This window comes from Geovibrio ferrireducens, from assembly GCF_026226615.1.
Taxonomy (GTDB): domain Bacteria; phylum Chrysiogenota; class Deferribacteres; order Deferribacterales; family Geovibrionaceae; genus Geovibrio; species Geovibrio ferrireducens.
In genome coordinates, this window is sequence record NZ_JAJAPB010000007.1 from 58,602 (window position 1) to 76,848 (window position 18,247).

The window sequence follows — 18,247 nt, forward strand, 5'->3', positions numbered from 1 at the left end:
TATCCTTACAATTTTAAAAACCCTTTTTCAAAAGCCTCAGGAAAGACAAACTTTTTCTCTGCTTTTTTACCATCGGAATTAAAAGAGATAGTAATTCTATTGCCATACAGTTCAGTAACCCTGCCATTACCAAATTTGCTGTGGGATACATTTGTGCCAACTCTCACCTTCGATATGTCAATCTTCGCTACTTGCCTTTCAGCTTCAGGTTCTTTTGTCTGAACTTGGATATTAGGAGTATGTTTTTGATAATCATCGTTGCTTATGACAGTATCAAAAAGTCCTACATTTTCATCTTTGTGTTTATTTATCCCTGTGTATGTCAAGCTTGCGTCTTCGTATCGTTTAAATTTATAAATTGCGTCATTCATTAATGCTGAGTTGAACACACCGAGGGAGATCAAAAGCTCAAAGTCCACAAGGTCAAGCCCTGTAACTTTTCTGAAAAGCTCAGGCTCCAACTGCCTTATAACATCCTTCAGGCAATATTCCCTGTAATCACTCAGATACATAAAGACTGGAATTCTCGTAGCAAATTTTATCAGCTTTTCCTGAATCTGCTTACGTTTGGACTTATATTCTTTTTCCTCCTCCGTCAGAGCCTGCTTTTCTTTTAGAGAAAGCTCTTTGCCTTCTTTTCTGGCTTTCTTAACCGCTTCCGATTTATTGATAATAGTTTCAATATCCGCATTCAAGCTCCTGAATCCCTCAATTTTCATAAGAGCTTTCATAGCTTCATCATTTGCAATCAGGCGGGACAGAGTGTCATTATCAACATTAACGAGCAACGCACTTTCCCAACGTCTGGCAAGCAGAGTTGCTGACGTGCCTGACATTGCAATCTGGAGAATTTCTCCTGCGTCAACCTCTCTCATGCTGCTGCCATCATAGGCGAGTACAGGAAGAAAACTGATAAACTCCTCAACTTTTTTCTCTGGATTCCCCTCTTTGATGTTTAATCTGCAACTATAATCAGATATTTGCCTCAAAGCACGATCCAGAGCAAAGTCAAAAACATAGCAAACATGCTTCAAAATTTCTTTTTTCCCATCTTCTGAATCAATCACCCACGGGCTTTGAACACGGAACGCAGACTGAAAATATGTTTCAGGACTGGAAAGATTACGAAGCATAAGAATACCGCTCCACGGCTTAACAGTTACACCTGTAGTGAGTTTGCCGCAGGAAAGTGTTATTGTTTTAGTTTTAAGCGGGTCACCCATAGCACGGCGGACAGGTTCTAGTGCGTTCACGCCTATTCCTGCCTTTGTTCCGGCACTCACTATAACTTTATAATCATGATAAAAGGAGTTTTGCTTTTCATCTAAGAGATTCTTCATCGCATAACATGAAGCAACATCAGGCAAAAACCATAATGTATGCGTCAAAATACCAAGTAGTCTGGCATCAGAATATGGTAAAGGCGGCTTCTTTGCCCCCAGCTTAAGATCGTCTACAGTGGTTGCTAAATATGAGCCACGTATAAGATCCAGCCACTTCTGAACATAGTCCTTGTATTTGAATATAGCCATCTCTTCTCTGCCCGTGGCGGAAAAGAATTCGTTAAGGTCAAATTCATTAAATTCGCCTTGCATAGCGATATTTCTGATACTGTCAGGCAATTTATAAGTCAACATAACCATCTGAGGCAAAGAAGCATACGGGTTATCGGGTTTCTCGCCCCAGTTCTGCTTTGCCTGCTGTTCATCGCTATATGTCCAGTTGTAGATCTGGTCTTCTATAAATTCACCGGAGTTCAAGGCTCGAAAGGGTGTTCCCGAAAGAAATAGGTAATATGATGTGGTTATAGGCAGGAATGTTTCATTGTAAGCGTTGTCTGCTTCTTCCTTTTTATATTTTTCTATATCAAGAGCATAATAAGATTCATCATCCTCTTCAAACAGCTTCTTTACGCTGTCACGCCATGCGCCGAAGTGATATTCATCAAAAATCACCAAATCCCAGTTGGTGGTATGTACCCATTCATTTTTTACTTTTATTCCGCCGGAATCATTTCTGCCTAAATAATCCTGAAAAGAGCCAAAGCAAACGATAGGCTTAGAAATATCTGCGTCTTCATACCTCATTCCGTTATTAGGGCTTATGAACTGCCAGCCCTCAAAATCCATATGAGTAAGTAGGTCTTCCCGCCATGAGCTTTCAACTGCGGGCTTAAATGTCAAAACTAACACTTTAGTGAAGTTCATTCGGCGGGCAAGCTGATACGAGGCAAAGGTTTTGCCAAACCGCATTTTTGCATTCCAAAGGAATTTGGGAATACTTTGAGGATATTCTTTATTCATTTTTTCAAAGTAACTGATGGTTCTGTTTACCGCCTCTTCCTGCTCAGGACGCATGGGGAAGGCGCATGTGCGGTTTTCTATGTTTGCTTCGTTGTTTTTAACCGCCAGATAAGCAGCCTGAACATCAGCAACAGTACACCGAAACCACTCGCCCTCGATTCGGATAATGCCCTTTCTTGCCAGCACACGGTGAATATCGTGATCAGTAAATGTTGAACCGTCAGGACGAATGGCAGATTCTGAAAAAACTATTCTATATTGCTTTTCACCGGGCTTAATAGTTGCATCATACTGTTGTGCTACACGTTCGGAAGCACCTTTTTCGGTATAGCCGACTTTCAGCAAACCTTTACGGTCAGGGTGAAATTTATCCTCATAGGCGTAAATTGTCGGATTAGCGAAAGGACGAACCCGAAAAAAACGCTCTTCAGCCATTATCAAGCTCCATCGGCTTTATCATAGATTCAATAAACTCAATTTCCTCTGCGGTTAATCCGTATTTTTCATAGAGTTCTTTATCTGTCCACGATTTTGAGAAGTCCTGCATGGGAACAAAGGAATATACTTTTTGCATTGCTTGTTGTGTATTTTTTACAAGGCTTATCATGAAATGAAAGAATTTTGTATTAATATATGAAACCAGATTCTCAGCTTCCTCTCGACATTTTAGTGGACCAATAGCGAGATATGTTTCAGTACTACAAGAATTAGGTTCAACAATAAAAGGATTCACTCTATCAGTTGCCGGATCCCCTGTACCCCACACACGTGGCACAAATACTTTGTATGAATTTACTAGTTCTTGCCCCTTTCTTATGTATTTTTTATCAACATATCCGATACCTTCTTTTCTCCAGCCGTTATAATAATATCGAACACTACCAGAGAATTCGGTTAGTTCAAAAGGAGCTCTAATTCTTTTAAAACTATTTTTCTCACGAACATCAAACCCAAAAGGATCATTAGCACTTACAATATCAATAAACGGCTGTTCATTTTGTGTTTTAACTTTATGGAATATTGAAATTTGCTCTGAATGTCTAATAAACATTTCCATACCCTCTTCTAAAAGAGGGCGTATAGATTTTGTCGTTATATTATTATGATGAGTATAAATTTCACAATCACCGTGAGTATCTCTGCTCCAAAGAAAATAGCATACGCCTCCTTTGATTTCGACACCAGGAAAACAATCTGACGCATTAACGAAATCATTCAATACTCTTATACGATCATCATGTAACATTTGTGCACGAAAAGAATCTAAACCACGTCCACCAGTAAACCAACGTGAAGGCATAATCATGACCAAATGCTTAGGGGATAACTTTTGAGCCTGCTCGACAAACTTATGATAGATGGGGATAGCACTTGCTTGCGCTCCTCCATCACTCAACTGATATGGCGGGTTCCCGATAATAACATCAAACTTCATATTGAATATCTCCTCAGGATTTCTTATATGTATAAATTCATAAGCATGTGTTTCCAGCTCCTTGCCACGATCATATTCACTTTGAGATGCTCCGCAAAACTTACATTTTCCGTTTTCCCAAGTATGCTCAATACGCTTGAAACGCACGTTCCCCTGTTCATCACTGAATTTTGAAACAGAATATTTTTTATTAGGATATTTTGAGCAGTATAGACTGCGGCGAGAGAGCAATGATGTGAGTTCCGTAATTGAGATACCATAGAGCTGGTTGTGGTATATATGATCGAGTCTTTTTTGCAGATCAGGGAAATCCTTTTCTAAGCCATCTATCAACCTTTTCGCTATCTCTCTGAGAAACACACCTGATTTGCAAGCAGGATCAAGAAATCTTGCATTTTTATCCTGCCATATGCTTTCAGGCAGCATATCAAGCATCTTATTAACAAGCTCAGGCGGAGTGAAAACCTCATCGTTCGATAAATTCGCTAAGCAGTTTAATACATCAGGATTATAACCGACTTCATTCATCATACTGCTGTACCTTTTTATAATCAGTCAACGGGTACTCTTTTATCGGCTTGGGGATGTACGCCTTTATTTCCTCGTCATACTCCCACTCGTTCAAGAAAACAGATATCTGTGTCTCATGCCCCTCAAGCATCTGATCCAAATAAAAATCACGGCGTTGCATAAGAGAACCAGAGACAAGAGACCATTCAGAAAAGGTTATAGGTGAATCTTCTAATGTTTTCAATGTAAGAGCATCACCGCAGATGATATTATGCTTCAAGATATATTTAACAGCCTCTCTGCATTCATCACTTGCAGTTCCTTTGCAAACAGCAGAGTATTCAACATCAAAGATACTAAATAATCTCTCACGGCATTCTTCTATATTATCAGGCAGAAGATCGATACCGTATAAGCTTGTTACGGCAACAACAGCAAATTTCTCATAATCTGACGCATTCTTGCCATAACGCTGCCTGACGACAGCCAGCTTTCGCCTCAGAATCTCAGCCAAAAAATTCCCATTACCGCAGGCAGGCTCTAAAAAACGGCTGTCAATACGCTCCGTTTCCTGCTTCACCAAATCAAGCATGGCATTTACCTCACGTTCCGAAGTAAACACCTCCCCATGATCCGCCACCCGCTGCTTGGACTTAACCTGTTTTGTCATGAATAATGCACCAAATAAGTAAAATATTTACAAATAAGATAACAGTATTGTGTTTTCTTGTCTAACGGTTTCAAAACGTTCATTTTTTATTACGAAAAAGAATATTTAGTAGTCGTTAACGTGCAACCACTCATTCATAGTAATATTTTTCTTTTCTTTTATTAAATGCTGGCATCGTGCCTTCTAGTACTTGAACAATCTTTTCATTAATTTCTTTATTTTCAATACTTCCTGAGATGACAGCAAATTTATTATTATTTTCTTTTTCAATGTTCACATAAATAACTTGCTCTGAATCAGCAACTACAGCAAGATTAGGATTGTGTGTAACCATTATAATTTGCCGTTTCTTCTTTGCTTTTTTTATAAAAGGTACTAATACTTTTGCTACACTTTGATTATCAAGATTATCTTCTGGTTGGTCTATCATGAGAGGAATATCACTCTTATCAAGGAGTAAATAAAATACCAATAATAATGCGCCACGCTCACCAGGAGAAAGTTGCTGAAGCTGCTTGCCACCTTGTTTCAACTGGTAATTATAATCTAAAAAATCTAAGCTAAATAAGTATTTATACAATCCTGCCCTATCGTTTACTTGATCTCCGATAAAATGTTCTACATCCTTCTTCAAATCCACGTTAAAAGCTTTTATTATATTTTCAAGAAAAAGAATAATTGAATTTTCATTGTTAAAATCAATCTCGTCGCAAAGTGTATTAAGATTTTCTATTGATCCTTCAACAGTATAAAATGTACCGGCACGTTTTTGATTAATAAAGCTAAAAAATTTACTTTGAAAAGTATTTTGGGGAACGAAAGAAGCATCAATATTAATACCATAGCTTTGCAACACATCTCGGTTTTCTTCAATAACGGTATCCACTTTTTCTTTTATCTTCTTATATAGTTTTATAATTTCGTTTTTATTCTTAAAAATTTCTCTTGTTTTTAATATCCTCTTCTTAAACTCCTCCTTTAATTCATTTGCAAGTTTTTCATCAAGATATGAAATTGTGTCTTTTAAATACATAATTGTATCAGGTGTCTCATTGTCGCCCATAATGAGTTTTCTATTGTCTTCCCACTCTTTTTTCTGAATTAAGTAATTTTGGTATTGTATTTGTTCTGAATTTAACGCTGCTCTTATATTTTGGAGTTCATTCTTTTGAATGATTATTTGATTCGCAATGGAGCTATCTCCTTCATTAACGGAAAGCTGTTTATCAATATTGGAAATCAGCAATTTTTTCACAGTCATTATTGTGTCCAGTTTGCTATAATCAATATTCAGTGACACTATCTCTGAAATATTTAAATCAAATGATTCAAGAATATCCTTTTTATTTTCAAGTAACTTATCAAGCTCTTGAACTTTAATTTCAACTTCTTTCTTAAAATTACCAAGCTGCTGAATATCAACCAAATGGTTATTTTTTTCTAAACGGATATTGGAAAGATTTTGTTCAAGCAGTTCAATACTATGAGCTAAATCATCAATTTCTCTGAGCTTTGCACCATTGACTATTTTTTTTGCTGGGTCACTATTTGGATCGATAACTGCTACAGGAGGAATTAAAGCATCATAATCTTTTTGCTTTAATTCAAGCCTTTTCTCTATTCCAGCTCTGTATTCTTTTGTTTGCATGTTCTCTAATGAAATAACTCTGTCATTAATCTTTTTCAGCTCACCCACTAACATATCTATTTCAAGTTCAATAGTTTTTTTATGTGAATCAATATAATCTTGAAAAGTTTCAAGTTTCATTTTTTCAGAATCATCAAAATGCGCAAACACCACTTTTTCAATTTCCTTCTGAAATGCCTCAACACTTTTTATTTCATTAGTTAAATTCTCAAACTTTTTTTGAGGAATGTATTTAACTATTTCAACTTCAGTATTTGAATTAGTCTCTTGCAAATTTTTTGTAAGTCTGTCCTCGCTTTCCCATAGTAAAGTTGCTCTAAAATTTTCAGCTAACTTTTCTTTTTTAAATCGCTCTTTATGTAAAAACGAGAACGAATCATGATCTTTGTAATTCCCACATAATGCGATTATATCTGCCAATGCGCTTTTACCACTGCCTTTATTTCCAATTATAGACACAAGCTCGCTATTTATAGGAATATCTATGTTTTTAAACCACTGTCCTTGCTTATCTGAATATGTTTCGACAGAATTAATTTTAATATTTTTAATGTATTTTGTACGTTTGTGATTTATTCTTAAAAACAACTCTGGAATCTCACCAATAAAGACTCTGTCATTAAATTCGTTAAGAGCCTGTCTAAGTCCATCAAATGTGGGATCTGCCTTAATCCATGTAAAACAATTGCCAATCCTATCTTTATCACTGGAATAAGAAAAATGATGTGCATCACTGCAATCAAGCAAGTCGGACTTAACACCATTCTCAATCAGTTTTGCTTTTGCATTTTTAAATATTTCAATAGAATCAGAAGATGTAAAAATTAAATCTGCACTATTAATAATAGTTTTTTTGGTTGAAATAGAAGAATCCGTCCATTTTAACGAATCCCACTCTGTTTTACCTATTGCAATCAAATACTTATTATTAAAGCAGTCTTTTTTTAGCGAATCGAAAATCCTTTTTTCATCAAGACTGAGATTATTAAAACCTTCTACAATGTCAGTCTTATACTTTTGTAATTCTCCTGCGGGAACAGTAGATTTTATTTCTTTGCCCAGTTCAGCAACACTTTCCCTTGTTATTGCTCTTGTCCAACTCCTGCCTGAATCCAACTTATAACTTTGCTCAAGTGTATTAAGAAAATGACTTTTTATAGTTTCTAAACTTAGCTCATCTGAAAAAATAACATGCAAATTAATTCGCTTAAGGTTTTCAAATTGTACACCTGCAAATTTTTCAATTCTAAACTCTAAAACAGGAAGTAACTTTCTTCCTTTTAATCTATTATTATTTTTTTGTTCGTTTGTTAATCTTTCATACCCATCAAGAAATAGATAATCATTAATGCCTAAAACAGCGAATTCAGAAGGAAGTTTCTCCAAATCACTAATAAATTTCTCCCAAACGTCATCAGTGTCACCACCATAATGGTGGCATATTGATTTAGGCGTATGAATATGTAAATCCCACTTACGCCATTCTGAACCTCTGCTAAAATTGTTCATAAGTCCCTCGGAAAACATTTAATCAATTTTCTATAAAAAACCCACAATTGATAAAAAACAACATATTCACACTTCTTATATTTTTAGCATATTGCCACATATGCTTCAATAATCATTTAAATGTGATATATTGCAACATGGCTACTTTCAGAAATGTTTAGCAAAAATCTATAAATTCTATCTTCGACCAATATTTCTGATTTCACTGTCAGCTGTCAATCTCATCGGGGATCCTAAATATGAGTTAACTCTATAATTGTTTATACCTTCGCCACGGCTTCCCGAAGGTGCGGCTGATTCAGGTGGGCATATCGCCTTGTAACACTCAAATCACTGTGACCGAGAAGTTCTGACACAGTATAGAGGTCAACACTGTTTAAGACAAGCCTGCTTGCGAAGGTGTGCCTTAAATCATGGAAAGTGAAATTTTCAATTCCAGATTTTTCAAGTGTAGAACTGTACGCTTCCTTGATGCTTTTCATTTCAAATAAATCCTCATCATCCTGAAGATTATATTTATTAAAAAATTCAATAAAGCAATCATACAGAGTGTCGTTTATTGGGATATGCCTCTGCTTGCTGTTTTTGGTGTTTGTCTGATTCACAAAAATGTATCTTTCGGTGAGATGAATATCTGAAGCCTTCAGAGACAGTATCTCAGAAAGCCTCATTCCTGTCCGCAGGGCAATCTGGATAATGTAATAGAGCTTTTTATTACGGTTCTCTTTTGATGCTTCCAAAAGCTTCTCAATCTGCTCTTCAGTGAGGCACTTCACCCTGATGTTATCGACAAACATCTGCCTCAGATGTTTTGCCGGATTCACCGCAATGATATTAAGCTCCACAGCATAATTCAACATCCGCTTAACCGTTGCAATATACCTGTTAATAGTGCTTTTAGAGATTTTCCTTTCAGCAAACAGGTATTTGAAAAACTGGTCTATGTCAAACTCACTGAGATTTTTAATCGGTATGCTGCCGAGATATTCCCTGACGATCTTGAAACGCCGCTTTTCCTTCTCAAAAGACTTATTTTTCATCATGTAATGAGGGGAAAAATGATTATCTATAAACTCTGCAAAAGACATATTTTTGAGCTGTCTGTTGACTATGCCGATCTTTTTATCAATCACATCTACACGTTTTTTAAGCTCAAGCTCTTTAGCGAGCTTGTAACTATGACCCGCCGCTTCCCAAACATGTTTACCATTAAGCACATAGACAATATAATAGAGCTTATTTTTATCTTCTCTCAGATCATTGCCGCATTTGCATACAGAGTTTTTCACGGAGACTTTTTTATGACATGCGGAGCATTTAACCATGAGAGCCATAGACTTAACACCTGTTTTTTTCTAACGTTTTTTCTAACATTACCCCCCAAAATACACCAAAAAAGGCGAAAAAATCAAGAAAAATATTTTTGTAAAAATCAGGATAAATATTTAATAATAAAAAATAAATCAAAATATTCAAAAAAGCATATAAATAGGCAAAAAACCGTTAAAACGGACTCAAAATCCGCCGGTGGCAACACCGTGGGGGTTCGAGTCCCCCTTTCGGCACTCTTTATTATCTTCATACAAGCTTATAAGGCGAACCTCCCCATCGGTAACACAACGTATTAAATACGTGTGACGAAAACTCTTGCACATTGTTTTCTACAATGTTAGTGTCACGAAAAATTAATAACGTGACATGGTATGGAGTTTATTAACTGTAACACAGCGATATTCGACAGATCAGTTAAACTATTAGTATTAGTTATTGTTTTGTTTCTCACAGAGGGAAGGGTTCAGGCTGATTCAATGAAAATCGTTGTTCTCAACAGCGACGGTTTTGAAATGATATGCGGGTGATGCGATCTCCGTTGAGCCTGATTTCTGGGGCGGATATTATAATGCTGAAAACAGCGAAAACCTTAGCCGCATGGAACGGCAGAAAAACAGTTTCGGATGAGGATATACTTGAGGCAGCAAAATTCGTGCTTCCGCACAGAATGAGGAGACAGCCTCTCCAACAGGTGGGTAAATCATGAATCATCTCACACAGCTTATAGATTACGGCATTATCGGGATTCTTGGGCTTATGAGCGTTGCTGCGGTTGCGGTGTCCATAGAGCGCTTCCGCTTCTTTGCGGGGATCAGGCCGGAGGACTACAAAACAGTGCAGGAATATGAGGCAGTACTCACCAGACGGCTGTACATAGTGGCAACCATCGGGAGCAATGCGCCTTATGTCGGGCTTCTCGGAACGGTTCTCGGCATAATGCAGACATTTTACGCCATGGGGCTCACAGGCTCTGCCGATGTGACAGCCATAATGACAGGCCTTGCACTGGCGCTTAAGGCCACCGCAGCGGGTCTGTTAACGGCTATTCCCGCCATTGTGCTGTACAACATGCTCCACAGAAAGGTAAACGAACTCATACTAATGAAGGAGGCGTCCCTTGCGGGAGAAAAGCTTTGACTCCATAAATGTTGTTCCGTTTATAGACATCATGCTGGTTCTGCTCACCATAGTTCTTGCAACGGCCACCTTCATTAAAACAGGCGTTATCCCTGTGAAGCTGCCGGAAGTGAACCACGCTGAGCCTTTCAGGGAAACTCCCGCTGTTGATGTCACAAAAGACGGCTTTTACCTGTTCGCAGGGCAGAGAGCCACAGCGGATGAGCTTAGAGATCTGCTTGCTGCAATTGACAAAAACACGGTAATAACCGTACGCGCGGATAAGGAATCACAGATCCAGCCCTTTGCCGTGCTTATGAGCATGCTGAAAGAGCAGGGTTTTGAAAAAATAAGCCTCCAGACGGAGCTTGAGAACTGAGATGCTTCGTTCTGTTCTGGAATCTGCTGTTCTGCACGGCGTTCTTATATCTGCGATACTGTTCCTTTCACAGAGTCAGCTTTTTAAAGCGGAAACCGAAAATAAGCAGACAGAAAATATAATTATATCCACCTCAATACTGAAAACAGCGAAGCCTGAACCGCCTGCCGCTCCCACTGTTCAGCCGGAGACTCCTAAGCCTCCGGTGAGCAGGCCTCAGCCTGTTAAGAGGGAAACATCAAAGACTGAGACAATAAAACTGAAAGCCGCCCTCGCCTCACCTGAAACAGCGCCCCACGCCGCTGAACAGTCCGCACCGGCTCTTTCCGAGGAAACTACCGGAACGGCAGATGCATCCGCCGACCCTGCACCGTCAGGCGCATCAGCGGAGAACACAGGGAAATATGCCGCAAAACACTCACATTCAGCGGAGGAACTGGCTGAAACATACAAAACCGAGCATTTCAGATACATTCTGGCTTCCATCCGCTCCAACCTGAAATACCCCGTGATTGCCCGTAAAAACGGCTGGGAAGGCCGGGTTGATGTATCTTTTATCATCAAAAAGAGCGGCCATATCGAAAACCTGACAGTCAGCAGCTCATGCGGCTTCAAAGCACTGGATGAATCTGCTCTGGCTGCCGTCCGCGCTGCTGTGCCCTACCCTCCTCCGCCTGTTGAGGCTAATATCATAGTCCCCCTTGTTTTCGGGCTGAAATAGCAAAACCTGAGCCCTGACTTCGCTCCGGTTGCCCGGAATCGGGACTGGCAGCTAAATATTTTTATTGTTGACTTAATCACAAACCATAATCTTTCAAAACACTGTTATTGTAAGCAAATAAACATCACAGATTTATGCCATGAAATTAAAGCAGTTTTTGACAGAAAAAATGAATGGATCGTCATTATAAATTGTCGTAATAATCACTATAGCACAAATAAAACACGATACCATCCCAGCAGGAGCCTGAAACAAATAAACATGTTGAAATTACAGGGAAAAAAGCACTAAATTTGATAGTGAATAATAACCGGGGTGACTGATGAGTAAAATTTTAGATAAAAAGCTGCTCTCAAGGGATGTGGTGCAGATGAAGCTTCTCGCACCGGAAATAGCCTCCGAGAGACAGGCGGGTCAGTTTATAATAGTGCAGGTCGATTCCGATTTCAGTGAGCGCATTCCCCTCACCATAGCTGACGCTGATGCGGAAGAAGGCAGCATTACCATAATATTTCAGATTGTCGGCAAGTCCACTCTCAAGCTTGCTCAGAAGAATGTCGGAGACCATGTTGAAAACCTGCTGGGGCCTCTGGGCAAACCGACGCACATAGAAAAGGCGGGCACGGTTGTCTGTGTCGGCGGCGGAATAGGCGTTGCGCCGCTTCACCCCATAGCTCAGGCGATGAAAAAAGCGGGGAACAGGGTGATCACCATAATCGGCGCACGGAATAAAGATCTCCTCATCCTTGAAGACGAGATGCGCGCCATAGCCGATGAGCTGATAGTCTGTACGGATGACGGATCATACGGCCGCAAGTGTCTTGTGACCGAGCCTCTCAGGGAGATATGCGAAAAAGGCGGTGTTGACCTTGCCGTGGCGATAGGCCCTGCGATCATGATGAAATTCTGCGCCGAGACCACCCGCCCCTTCGGCGTGCTCACATACGCATCCCTCAATACAATCATGGTTGACGGAACAGGCATGTGCGGCGGGTGCAGGGTAACTGTCGGCAATGAAACCAAGTTCGTCTGTGTTGACGGACCCGAATTTGACGCCCATCTGGTGGACTTTGACAATATGATGCTGCGTCTGCGCTCCTACAAGCCGCAGGAGCAGGATGCTAACCATGAATGCCGCCTTCAGGCTGCCATAGACGAACTCCAGAGGTGACAGATGTCGTACATTCCCGCTGATGAATTAAGGAAAGAGGCCGAAAGCCTCATTAATGAGATAGATTTCACAAGCCTTAAACCGAAGGACAGGCTGAAAATCCCCATGCAGGAGATGCCTGCTCAGGAGCCAAAAGCCCGCGCGAAGAACATTCAGGAAGTGGCGCTTGGTTATTTTGAGGAGCAGGTAAAGCTTGAGGCAGAGCGCTGTCTGCAATGCAAAAACGCCCCCTGTATAAAAGGCTGCCCCGTTGCGATAGATATTCCCGGCTTTATCAAAGCAGCAGCGGAAGGGGACTACCAGAAATCGGTAAACATCATAAAACAGTCCAGCATGCTGCCCGCCATATGCGGAAGGGTCTGCCCGCAGGAAACACAGTGCATGGCAGAATGCACCGTGGGAAAATCCCTGAAGGATCTTGATAAATCTGTGGCAATCGGCCGCATTGAGCGCTTCGTTGCGGACTGGGAAAGGGCAAAGGGAAAAATGTCCGTTCCTGAGATAGCCCCGCCCACAGGGAAAAAGGTAGGCATAGTCGGCTCAGGCCCCGCAGGACTGACAGCGGCGGCGGACGTTCGCAAGGCAGGGCACGAGGTGGTGCTTTTTGAGGCCTTCCACAAGCTGGGCGGCGTTATGATATACGGCATACCTGAGTTCCGTCTGCCGAAGGAAATACTTGATAAAGAGATAGATAACCTTCTCTCCATGGGTGTTCAGATCAAAAAGAACTTCCTTGTGGGCAGAACAAGAAAGGTTAAGGATTTAATAGAGAAGGACGGTTTTGATGCCCTGTTCATAGGAACAGGCGCAGGCCTGCCCAATTTCATGAACATAGAAGGTGAAAACCTTGTGGGGGTCTCCTCAGCAAACGAGTTTCTCACAAGGGCAAACCTAATGAAGGCGTACAACCCGGACAAGGCGGACACGCCTATTTTCACCGGAAAACGGACAGCGGTCATCGGCGGCGGCAACGTGGCTATGGACGCTGCGAGGATGGCGCTGCGTGTCGGTGCGGAAGAGGTTTATGTAATCTACAGGCGTACCGAAAAAGAGATGCCGGCCCGCCGCGAAGAGGTAGCACACGCCAAGGAAGAAGGAATAATATTCAATTTCCTTTCCAGCCCCGTCCGTATCATCGGCGATGAAACAGGGAAGGTAAAAGCCGTTGAGTGCCTTAGATATGAACTTGGCGAGCCGGATGATTCCGGCAGAAGAAAACCTGTCGCGGTTAAGGGAAGCGAGTTCATCCTTGAGATGGATTCCGTGATAATGGCTCTCGGCAACTCATCTAACCCGCTGATAAGCCAGACTGCGCCGGAGATAGGGATAAACAGGTGGGGCAACATCACTGTGGATGAAGACGGCAAAACATCCATGGAGAGAGTTTACGCAGGCGGAGATATAGTTCTCGGTGCAGCTACGGTAATTCTTGCCATGGGTGAAGGGAGGCGCGCTGCCGCCTCGATAAACAGGCTTCTTGCAGAAGAATAGTCATACACCCCCTGCCGGTTTCAGCGTTGGCGGGGGGCTCCTGCTTCCCCGCTACAAATCATTACAATTTGTTTCTCCCCGGCAACCACGTTTTTTCGTTTATAATTATATTGGGTTTCAGGAGGAAGCTATGAAGCCCGGTGATATTCTCTTGTTCGTTACAACGGTTATTTTCATAGCCGTTATGACCATAGCACTGATTTCAGTCTTTTTTTGAGGTGGATGCAGCATGCAGACAAAGATTATGATCATAGACGATGATCTGAAACTTATAAAAATGCTAAAAAAATATCTCTCAGAATACTCGTTCATCATTGATGCCTTTGATGAACCGGAAAAGGCCCTTGAAAAATTCGCGGAAAGCACGCCGGATCTGGTAATTCTGGACATCATGATGCCCGGTATGAACGGCTTTGAGGTGTGCAAGCGCATCAGGAAATTCTCGGATGTACCCATAATAATGCTGAGCGCAAGGGGAGAAGTGGAGGACAGAATAGTCGGGCTTGAGATAGGCGCTGATGATTATCTGCCCAAGCCTTTCGAGCCCAGAGAACTGGTGGCGAGGATTCAGGCTGTCACAAAACGGAGAGAGCCCCAGACAACAGCAGAAAAAAGAGTTCAGGCATATATATTCGACAGGCTCACTGTTGAGCCGTCAAAATTTACGGCAACTCTGGACGGCACAAGGCTTGATCTCACCACCAGCGAATTCGGAGTGCTTCATCTTTTTGTCAGAAACGCATTCATCACTCTGGACAGAGACAAAATTCTCAATGAACTCAAAGGTATCGACTGTGATGCATTTAACCGCACGGTTGATGTCACAGTGAGCCGCCTGCGGTACAAGCTCAAGGACGACCCCAAAAACCCACGGTTCATCAAAACAATGTGGGGGACAGGCTATATGTTTATCGGTGAAAGAATAAATGCTTAAGAAACTGATCAGCTCCGTATTTACCAAGCTGCTTTTCATCATAGTCTGCTCTGCGGTTCTTTTGAATATAACCGTTTACGGCATATTCAACAACTATGTGGAAACCTCCGAAACAAGCATAGACAGACACAGGGTTTACTACATCCAGTATCTCCGTGATGAAATAGGCTACCCGCCTGATATGGAAAAAGCGGAAGCCCTATCGGAAAGAACCGGGATAACCATAATCTATGACTCGCCGGACGAAAGCTGGACAGTGAAAAAACACGATGGCAGGTTCCCTGAGAAAAAGCTCCATTACAGAAAAATTGACGAAAACCTCACTCTGGGGGAGCTCCACGGCTACCAAATGGCAAAAATAAACGAAGGCAGCGCGAAGCTTACCTTTATGTTCTGGCCTCTGCCGGGGGAGATGGAGCGTCTCAGGATGTACGGCTGGTATATCATAGGTGCTGTTTCCCTGCTGATGGGAGCGGTTTATATGCTGATAAGGCATATACTCAAGCCTGTCAACTCCCTCTCCGCTGCGATCAGGGAGGTTAAAAAGGAAAACTACGAATACAAAATAAACAGGTGCGGCAGTGATGAGCTGGCACACCTCTGTAATATGTTTGACTCGCTTACATCGGAAATCTCCCGCTCAATCAAATATAAAGACAAGCTGCTCACAGGGATAAGCCACGAACTGCGCACACCCCTCACAAGCCTCCGCATTGCTGCTGAAATGGTGAAGGACGAATACCTCCGCAGTGATATGACAGAGGATATAAAGCAGATGGACACTCTGATCAACATTCTGATGGAGGGGGCAAGGCTCAAACACGGGGCATTGAAAAAAACGCATACAGACATCAACAGCCTGACCGGAGACCTATGCACGCAGTACGGCGAAAAAACAGGAAGAGTCATATTCACCCCCCACCCTTACCCTATCGAACTGAGTGTTGATACAAAAGCCGTGGAGCATGCTGTCAGGAACCTCATAGACAACGCCCTTAAATACTCGGAAGAATCAGAAGAGCCTGTACGCGCCGACACAGGAGTGCTTAACGGGTTTGCCTTTATAAAAGTCACAGATAAAGGCATAGGCATTCCGGCAGATGAACTGCCCTATATAACCGAACCGTTTTACAGAACAGACATTTCCCGCAGCAAGAAAACCGGCGGCTACGGCATAGGGCTTGATATATGCAAACAGATAGCCGAAGCACACGGCGGAAGGCTTGAAATCAGCAGTGTGCTGCATAAGGGAACAGAGGCATGCCTCTTCCTCCCTGTTGAGCAGCAGACAGCAATACACTCTGTTACCGATTTTAAAGATTATGAAAAGCATTGAACTCTTAAAAGCGCTACTGTAAGCGAAAGAAGGAGGAAAGCAAATATGGATACTGAAAAAGTCATTGAAGCATTTAAGCTCACCTGGGCGGAATATCCCACACCTGTCATGCTCCTCAGCAGAAAGCATGATATATTGGCTCTCAATAAAGCAGGCGAGGAGTATGGACTGCCTTTGGGCGTGAAGTGTCACAGTATCGGCGATGCCGCCTCACATGCAAAATACTGCAAGGCCGCAGCGGCGCTCAAATCGGGAAAGGCTGTGCGCAGCGTTTGTTTTATGGAGGAAAGAGGGATAGTTTACGACGGCTTCTGGCTCCCCGTTGGGGAGGATTATCTGATACACTTCGGCAATGACATAACAGAATATGCTAAAGACGAAATGTTCATAAGATCAGACAGCCACTAACTGAAAAAGCCGCTCAGGACAGAGCGGCTTTGTATATTCTTTAAGCGGCGGCTACCTGTGCCGTACATATCTCCTTTAAAAAGTTTTTTCTGAACGGCGCCGCCGCTTATGTTCAGGCTTATAATTAAAGTATAAGGCATGCTCCGGCGTATGCAACTCAAAGTGTCAGAGAAAAGCGAATAATTATTTATTGAAACACAAACTCGCTGATGGCAATGCATAAAAAAACCCGCCTTTTTGAGGCGGGCTGAGAGACTGTTGTTTTGATTATGCTTACTGAGCAGCCACAGACAAGTCAGTTTCGCCGATTATAAACTTCATCGGGTTAACCTGCACACCGTTCACCAGCACTTCATAATGAAGGTGGGGGCCTGTGCTTCTGCCGGTGTTGCCCACTTCCGCTATCACCTGCCCTTTCTCAACATTATCCCCTTCTTTCATGAAAAGTTTGTTGCAGTGGGCGTATCTGGTGACATAGCCGAAGCCGTGGTCTATTGTGATCACGTTGCCGTAGCCTGCTTTTCTCCCGGAGAAGATAACAACGCCCTTGGCGGCGGATCTGATGGGAGTGCCTATCTTGTTTGCTATATCAAGCCCTTCGTGGAAAACGCGTCTTCCTGTAAAGGGTGATATGCGGTAGCCGAAGCTGCTGGAAATCCAGCCCTTTGTCGGCCATATGGAGGGGGTGGAGCTCATTATCAGCCTGTGCTCCTCAAGGAAATCGGAAAGCTCCGAAAGGCTCGCCGTTCTCTTCTCAAGTTCAAGGCCAAGGGTAACGAGGTTTTCGTTAAGCTCCTCAAAGAACTCCTTTTCCTTCCTTTCACTGACTGCTGAAAGGTCCTGAATTATGTCGACCTCTTTACCGCCTATAGCAAGCTGCTTCTGTGGAACCGGTCCGTTGGCATAGGTGGCAAGATTTCGAACTTTGTACTCCAGCTCGTCAACACTGGCGATCTTTTTCTCGATCTCCTCAAGCTGCATGGCATAGCCTTCAATTTTTTCCTTAAGCTTTTCATTTTCGCGTTTGAAAACCAGCATATCATGACGCTCGGAGTAGAGGCTGGTTAAAAAGAAAAAGCCCGTAAAGGAAACAACGGCGTAAAGTGCCACCAGCATCATGACAAATTTGATTGCGGAGAGGCTTATTTTTCTTGTTTTAACCTCGCCCAAACGCGATTCGTCAAATATCATAATGGTATAGCGTTTCTTCATCGTACCTCCGAACGCTTAAGAGAGAATCAATCTATGTTTGTTTTACATAATAAATTTCTCTTTAGCAAGAAT

The 18,247-nt window shown here is 42.0% G+C and carries 15 protein-coding genes; 9 read left to right on the forward strand and 6 right to left on the reverse strand.

Annotated features, from left to right (window positions below; genetic code table 11):
• Positions 1-5 precede the first annotated feature (5 nt).
• The 5 genes from OSQ85_RS09095 to OSQ85_RS09115 all read right to left on the reverse strand — a co-directional run bounded on the left by OSQ85_RS09095 (position 6) and on the right by OSQ85_RS09115 (position 9,409).
• Positions 6-2,738, reverse strand: coding sequence for a DEAD/DEAH box helicase (locus OSQ85_RS09095; RefSeq protein WP_265822588.1), 2,733 nt, complete (start codon positions 2,736-2,738; stop codon positions 6-8).
• The gene (locus OSQ85_RS09100) at positions 2,731-4,269 is read right to left on the reverse strand and encodes an Eco57I restriction-modification methylase domain-containing protein (RefSeq protein WP_265822589.1); all 1,539 of its coding nucleotides are present in this window, start codon (positions 4,267-4,269) and stop codon (positions 2,731-2,733) included. Before OSQ85_RS09100 ends, OSQ85_RS09095 begins: the two co-directional genes overlap by 8 nt.
• Complete coding sequence (locus OSQ85_RS09105) at positions 4,259-4,918, reverse strand: hypothetical protein (protein WP_265822590.1); 660 nt, start codon at positions 4,916-4,918, stop codon at positions 4,259-4,261. Before OSQ85_RS09105 ends, OSQ85_RS09100 begins: the two co-directional genes overlap by 11 nt.
• 130 nt (positions 4,919-5,048) lie before the next feature.
• Complete coding sequence (locus OSQ85_RS09110) at positions 5,049-8,075, reverse strand: TrlF family AAA-like ATPase (RefSeq protein ID WP_265822591.1); 3,027 nt, start codon at positions 8,073-8,075, stop codon at positions 5,049-5,051.
• 260 nt (positions 8,076-8,335) lie between these two features.
• On the reverse strand, positions 8,336-9,409 hold the full coding sequence (locus OSQ85_RS09115) for a tyrosine-type recombinase/integrase (RefSeq protein ID WP_265822592.1): 1,074 nt from the start codon (positions 9,407-9,409) through the stop codon (positions 8,336-8,338).
• A 566-nt stretch (positions 9,410-9,975) separates the two neighbouring features.
• Here OSQ85_RS09115 and OSQ85_RS09120 point away from each other — a divergent pair.
• From OSQ85_RS09120 to OSQ85_RS09160, 9 genes are all read left to right on the forward strand, one after another.
• Positions 9,976-10,113, forward strand: coding sequence for a hypothetical protein (locus OSQ85_RS09120; protein ID WP_265822593.1), 138 nt, complete (start codon positions 9,976-9,978; stop codon positions 10,111-10,113).
• Positions 10,110-10,544 (forward strand): TonB-system energizer ExbB, encoded by a 435-nt coding sequence (gene exbB, locus OSQ85_RS09125; protein ID WP_265822594.1) that lies wholly within the window; start codon positions 10,110-10,112, stop codon positions 10,542-10,544. The genes OSQ85_RS09120 and exbB overlap by 4 nt, the downstream gene beginning before the upstream one ends.
• Positions 10,525-10,902: an ExbD/TolR family protein gene (locus OSQ85_RS09130; protein ID WP_265822595.1), complete on the forward strand. Its 378-nt coding sequence runs from the start codon at positions 10,525-10,527 to the stop codon at positions 10,900-10,902. The genes exbB and OSQ85_RS09130 overlap by 20 nt, the downstream gene beginning before the upstream one ends.
• Position 10,903: 1 nt before the next feature.
• A complete protein-coding gene (locus OSQ85_RS09135) occupies positions 10,904-11,623 on the forward strand; it encodes an energy transducer TonB (RefSeq protein ID WP_265822597.1) in 720 nt (239 codons plus the stop codon).
• Positions 11,624-11,945: 322 nt separating this feature from the next.
• Positions 11,946-12,794, forward strand: coding sequence for a sulfide/dihydroorotate dehydrogenase-like FAD/NAD-binding protein (locus OSQ85_RS09140; protein ID WP_265822598.1), 849 nt, complete (start codon positions 11,946-11,948; stop codon positions 12,792-12,794).
• Between the two features lie 3 nt (positions 12,795-12,797).
• Positions 12,798-14,285 carry an NADPH-dependent glutamate synthase gene (gene gltA, locus OSQ85_RS09145; RefSeq protein ID WP_265822599.1) on the forward strand — a complete coding sequence of 496 codons (1,488 nt, stop codon included), beginning with the start codon at positions 12,798-12,800 and terminating at the stop codon, positions 14,283-14,285.
• Positions 14,286-14,514: 229 nt separating this feature from the next.
• A complete protein-coding gene (locus OSQ85_RS09150) occupies positions 14,515-15,219 on the forward strand; it encodes a response regulator (RefSeq protein ID WP_265822601.1) in 705 nt (234 codons plus the stop codon).
• Entirely contained in the window at positions 15,212-16,555 is a 1,344-nt protein-coding gene (locus OSQ85_RS09155) for a HAMP domain-containing sensor histidine kinase (RefSeq protein ID WP_265822602.1), read from the forward strand. The genes OSQ85_RS09150 and OSQ85_RS09155 overlap by 8 nt, the downstream gene beginning before the upstream one ends.
• A gap of 45 nt (positions 16,556-16,600) precedes the next feature.
• Positions 16,601-16,963, forward strand: a complete 363-nt coding sequence (locus OSQ85_RS09160) for a hypothetical protein (protein WP_265822603.1) — start codon at positions 16,601-16,603, stop codon at positions 16,961-16,963.
• Positions 16,964-17,236: 273 nt separating this feature from the next.
• Here OSQ85_RS09160 and OSQ85_RS09165 read toward each other — a convergent pair whose 3' ends face one another.
• Positions 17,237-18,175: a M23 family metallopeptidase gene (locus OSQ85_RS09165; RefSeq protein WP_265822604.1), complete on the reverse strand. Its 939-nt coding sequence runs from the start codon at positions 18,173-18,175 to the stop codon at positions 17,237-17,239.
• Between the last annotated feature and the right edge of the window lie 72 nt (positions 18,176-18,247).

What these genes read in the sequence shown, in the direction of transcription:
- OSQ85_RS09095 (WP_265822588.1), bottom strand. Translation starts at nt 2,738, where the DNA reads ATGGCTGAAGAGCGTTTTTTTCGGGTTCGTCCTTTCGCTAATCCGACA.
- OSQ85_RS09100 (WP_265822589.1), bottom strand. Translation starts at nt 4,269, where the DNA reads ATGATGAATGAAGTCGGTTATAATCCTGATGTATTAAACTGCTTAGCG.
- OSQ85_RS09105 (WP_265822590.1), bottom strand. Translation starts at nt 4,918, where the DNA reads ATGACAAAACAGGTTAAGTCCAAGCAGCGGGTGGCGGATCATGGGGAG.
- OSQ85_RS09110 (WP_265822591.1), bottom strand. Translation starts at nt 8,075, where the DNA reads ATGAACAATTTTAGCAGAGGTTCAGAATGGCGTAAGTGGGATTTACAT.
- OSQ85_RS09115 (WP_265822592.1), bottom strand. Translation starts at nt 9,409, where the DNA reads ATGGCTCTCATGGTTAAATGCTCCGCATGTCATAAAAAAGTCTCCGTG.
- OSQ85_RS09120 (WP_265822593.1), top strand. Translation starts at nt 9,976, where the DNA reads ATGCTGAAAACAGCGAAAACCTTAGCCGCATGGAACGGCAGAAAAACA.
- exbB (WP_265822594.1), top strand. Translation starts at nt 10,110, where the DNA reads ATGAATCATCTCACACAGCTTATAGATTACGGCATTATCGGGATTCTT.
- OSQ85_RS09135 (WP_265822597.1), top strand. Translation starts at nt 10,904, where the DNA reads ATGCTTCGTTCTGTTCTGGAATCTGCTGTTCTGCACGGCGTTCTTATA.
- OSQ85_RS09140 (WP_265822598.1), top strand. Translation starts at nt 11,946, where the DNA reads ATGAGTAAAATTTTAGATAAAAAGCTGCTCTCAAGGGATGTGGTGCAG.
- gltA (WP_265822599.1), top strand. Translation starts at nt 12,798, where the DNA reads ATGTCGTACATTCCCGCTGATGAATTAAGGAAAGAGGCCGAAAGCCTC.
- OSQ85_RS09150 (WP_265822601.1), top strand. Translation starts at nt 14,515, where the DNA reads ATGCAGACAAAGATTATGATCATAGACGATGATCTGAAACTTATAAAA.
- OSQ85_RS09155 (WP_265822602.1), top strand. Translation starts at nt 15,212, where the DNA reads ATGCTTAAGAAACTGATCAGCTCCGTATTTACCAAGCTGCTTTTCATC.
- OSQ85_RS09160 (WP_265822603.1), top strand. Translation starts at nt 16,601, where the DNA reads ATGGATACTGAAAAAGTCATTGAAGCATTTAAGCTCACCTGGGCGGAA.
- OSQ85_RS09165 (WP_265822604.1), bottom strand. Translation starts at nt 18,175, where the DNA reads ATGAAGAAACGCTATACCATTATGATATTTGACGAATCGCGTTTGGGC.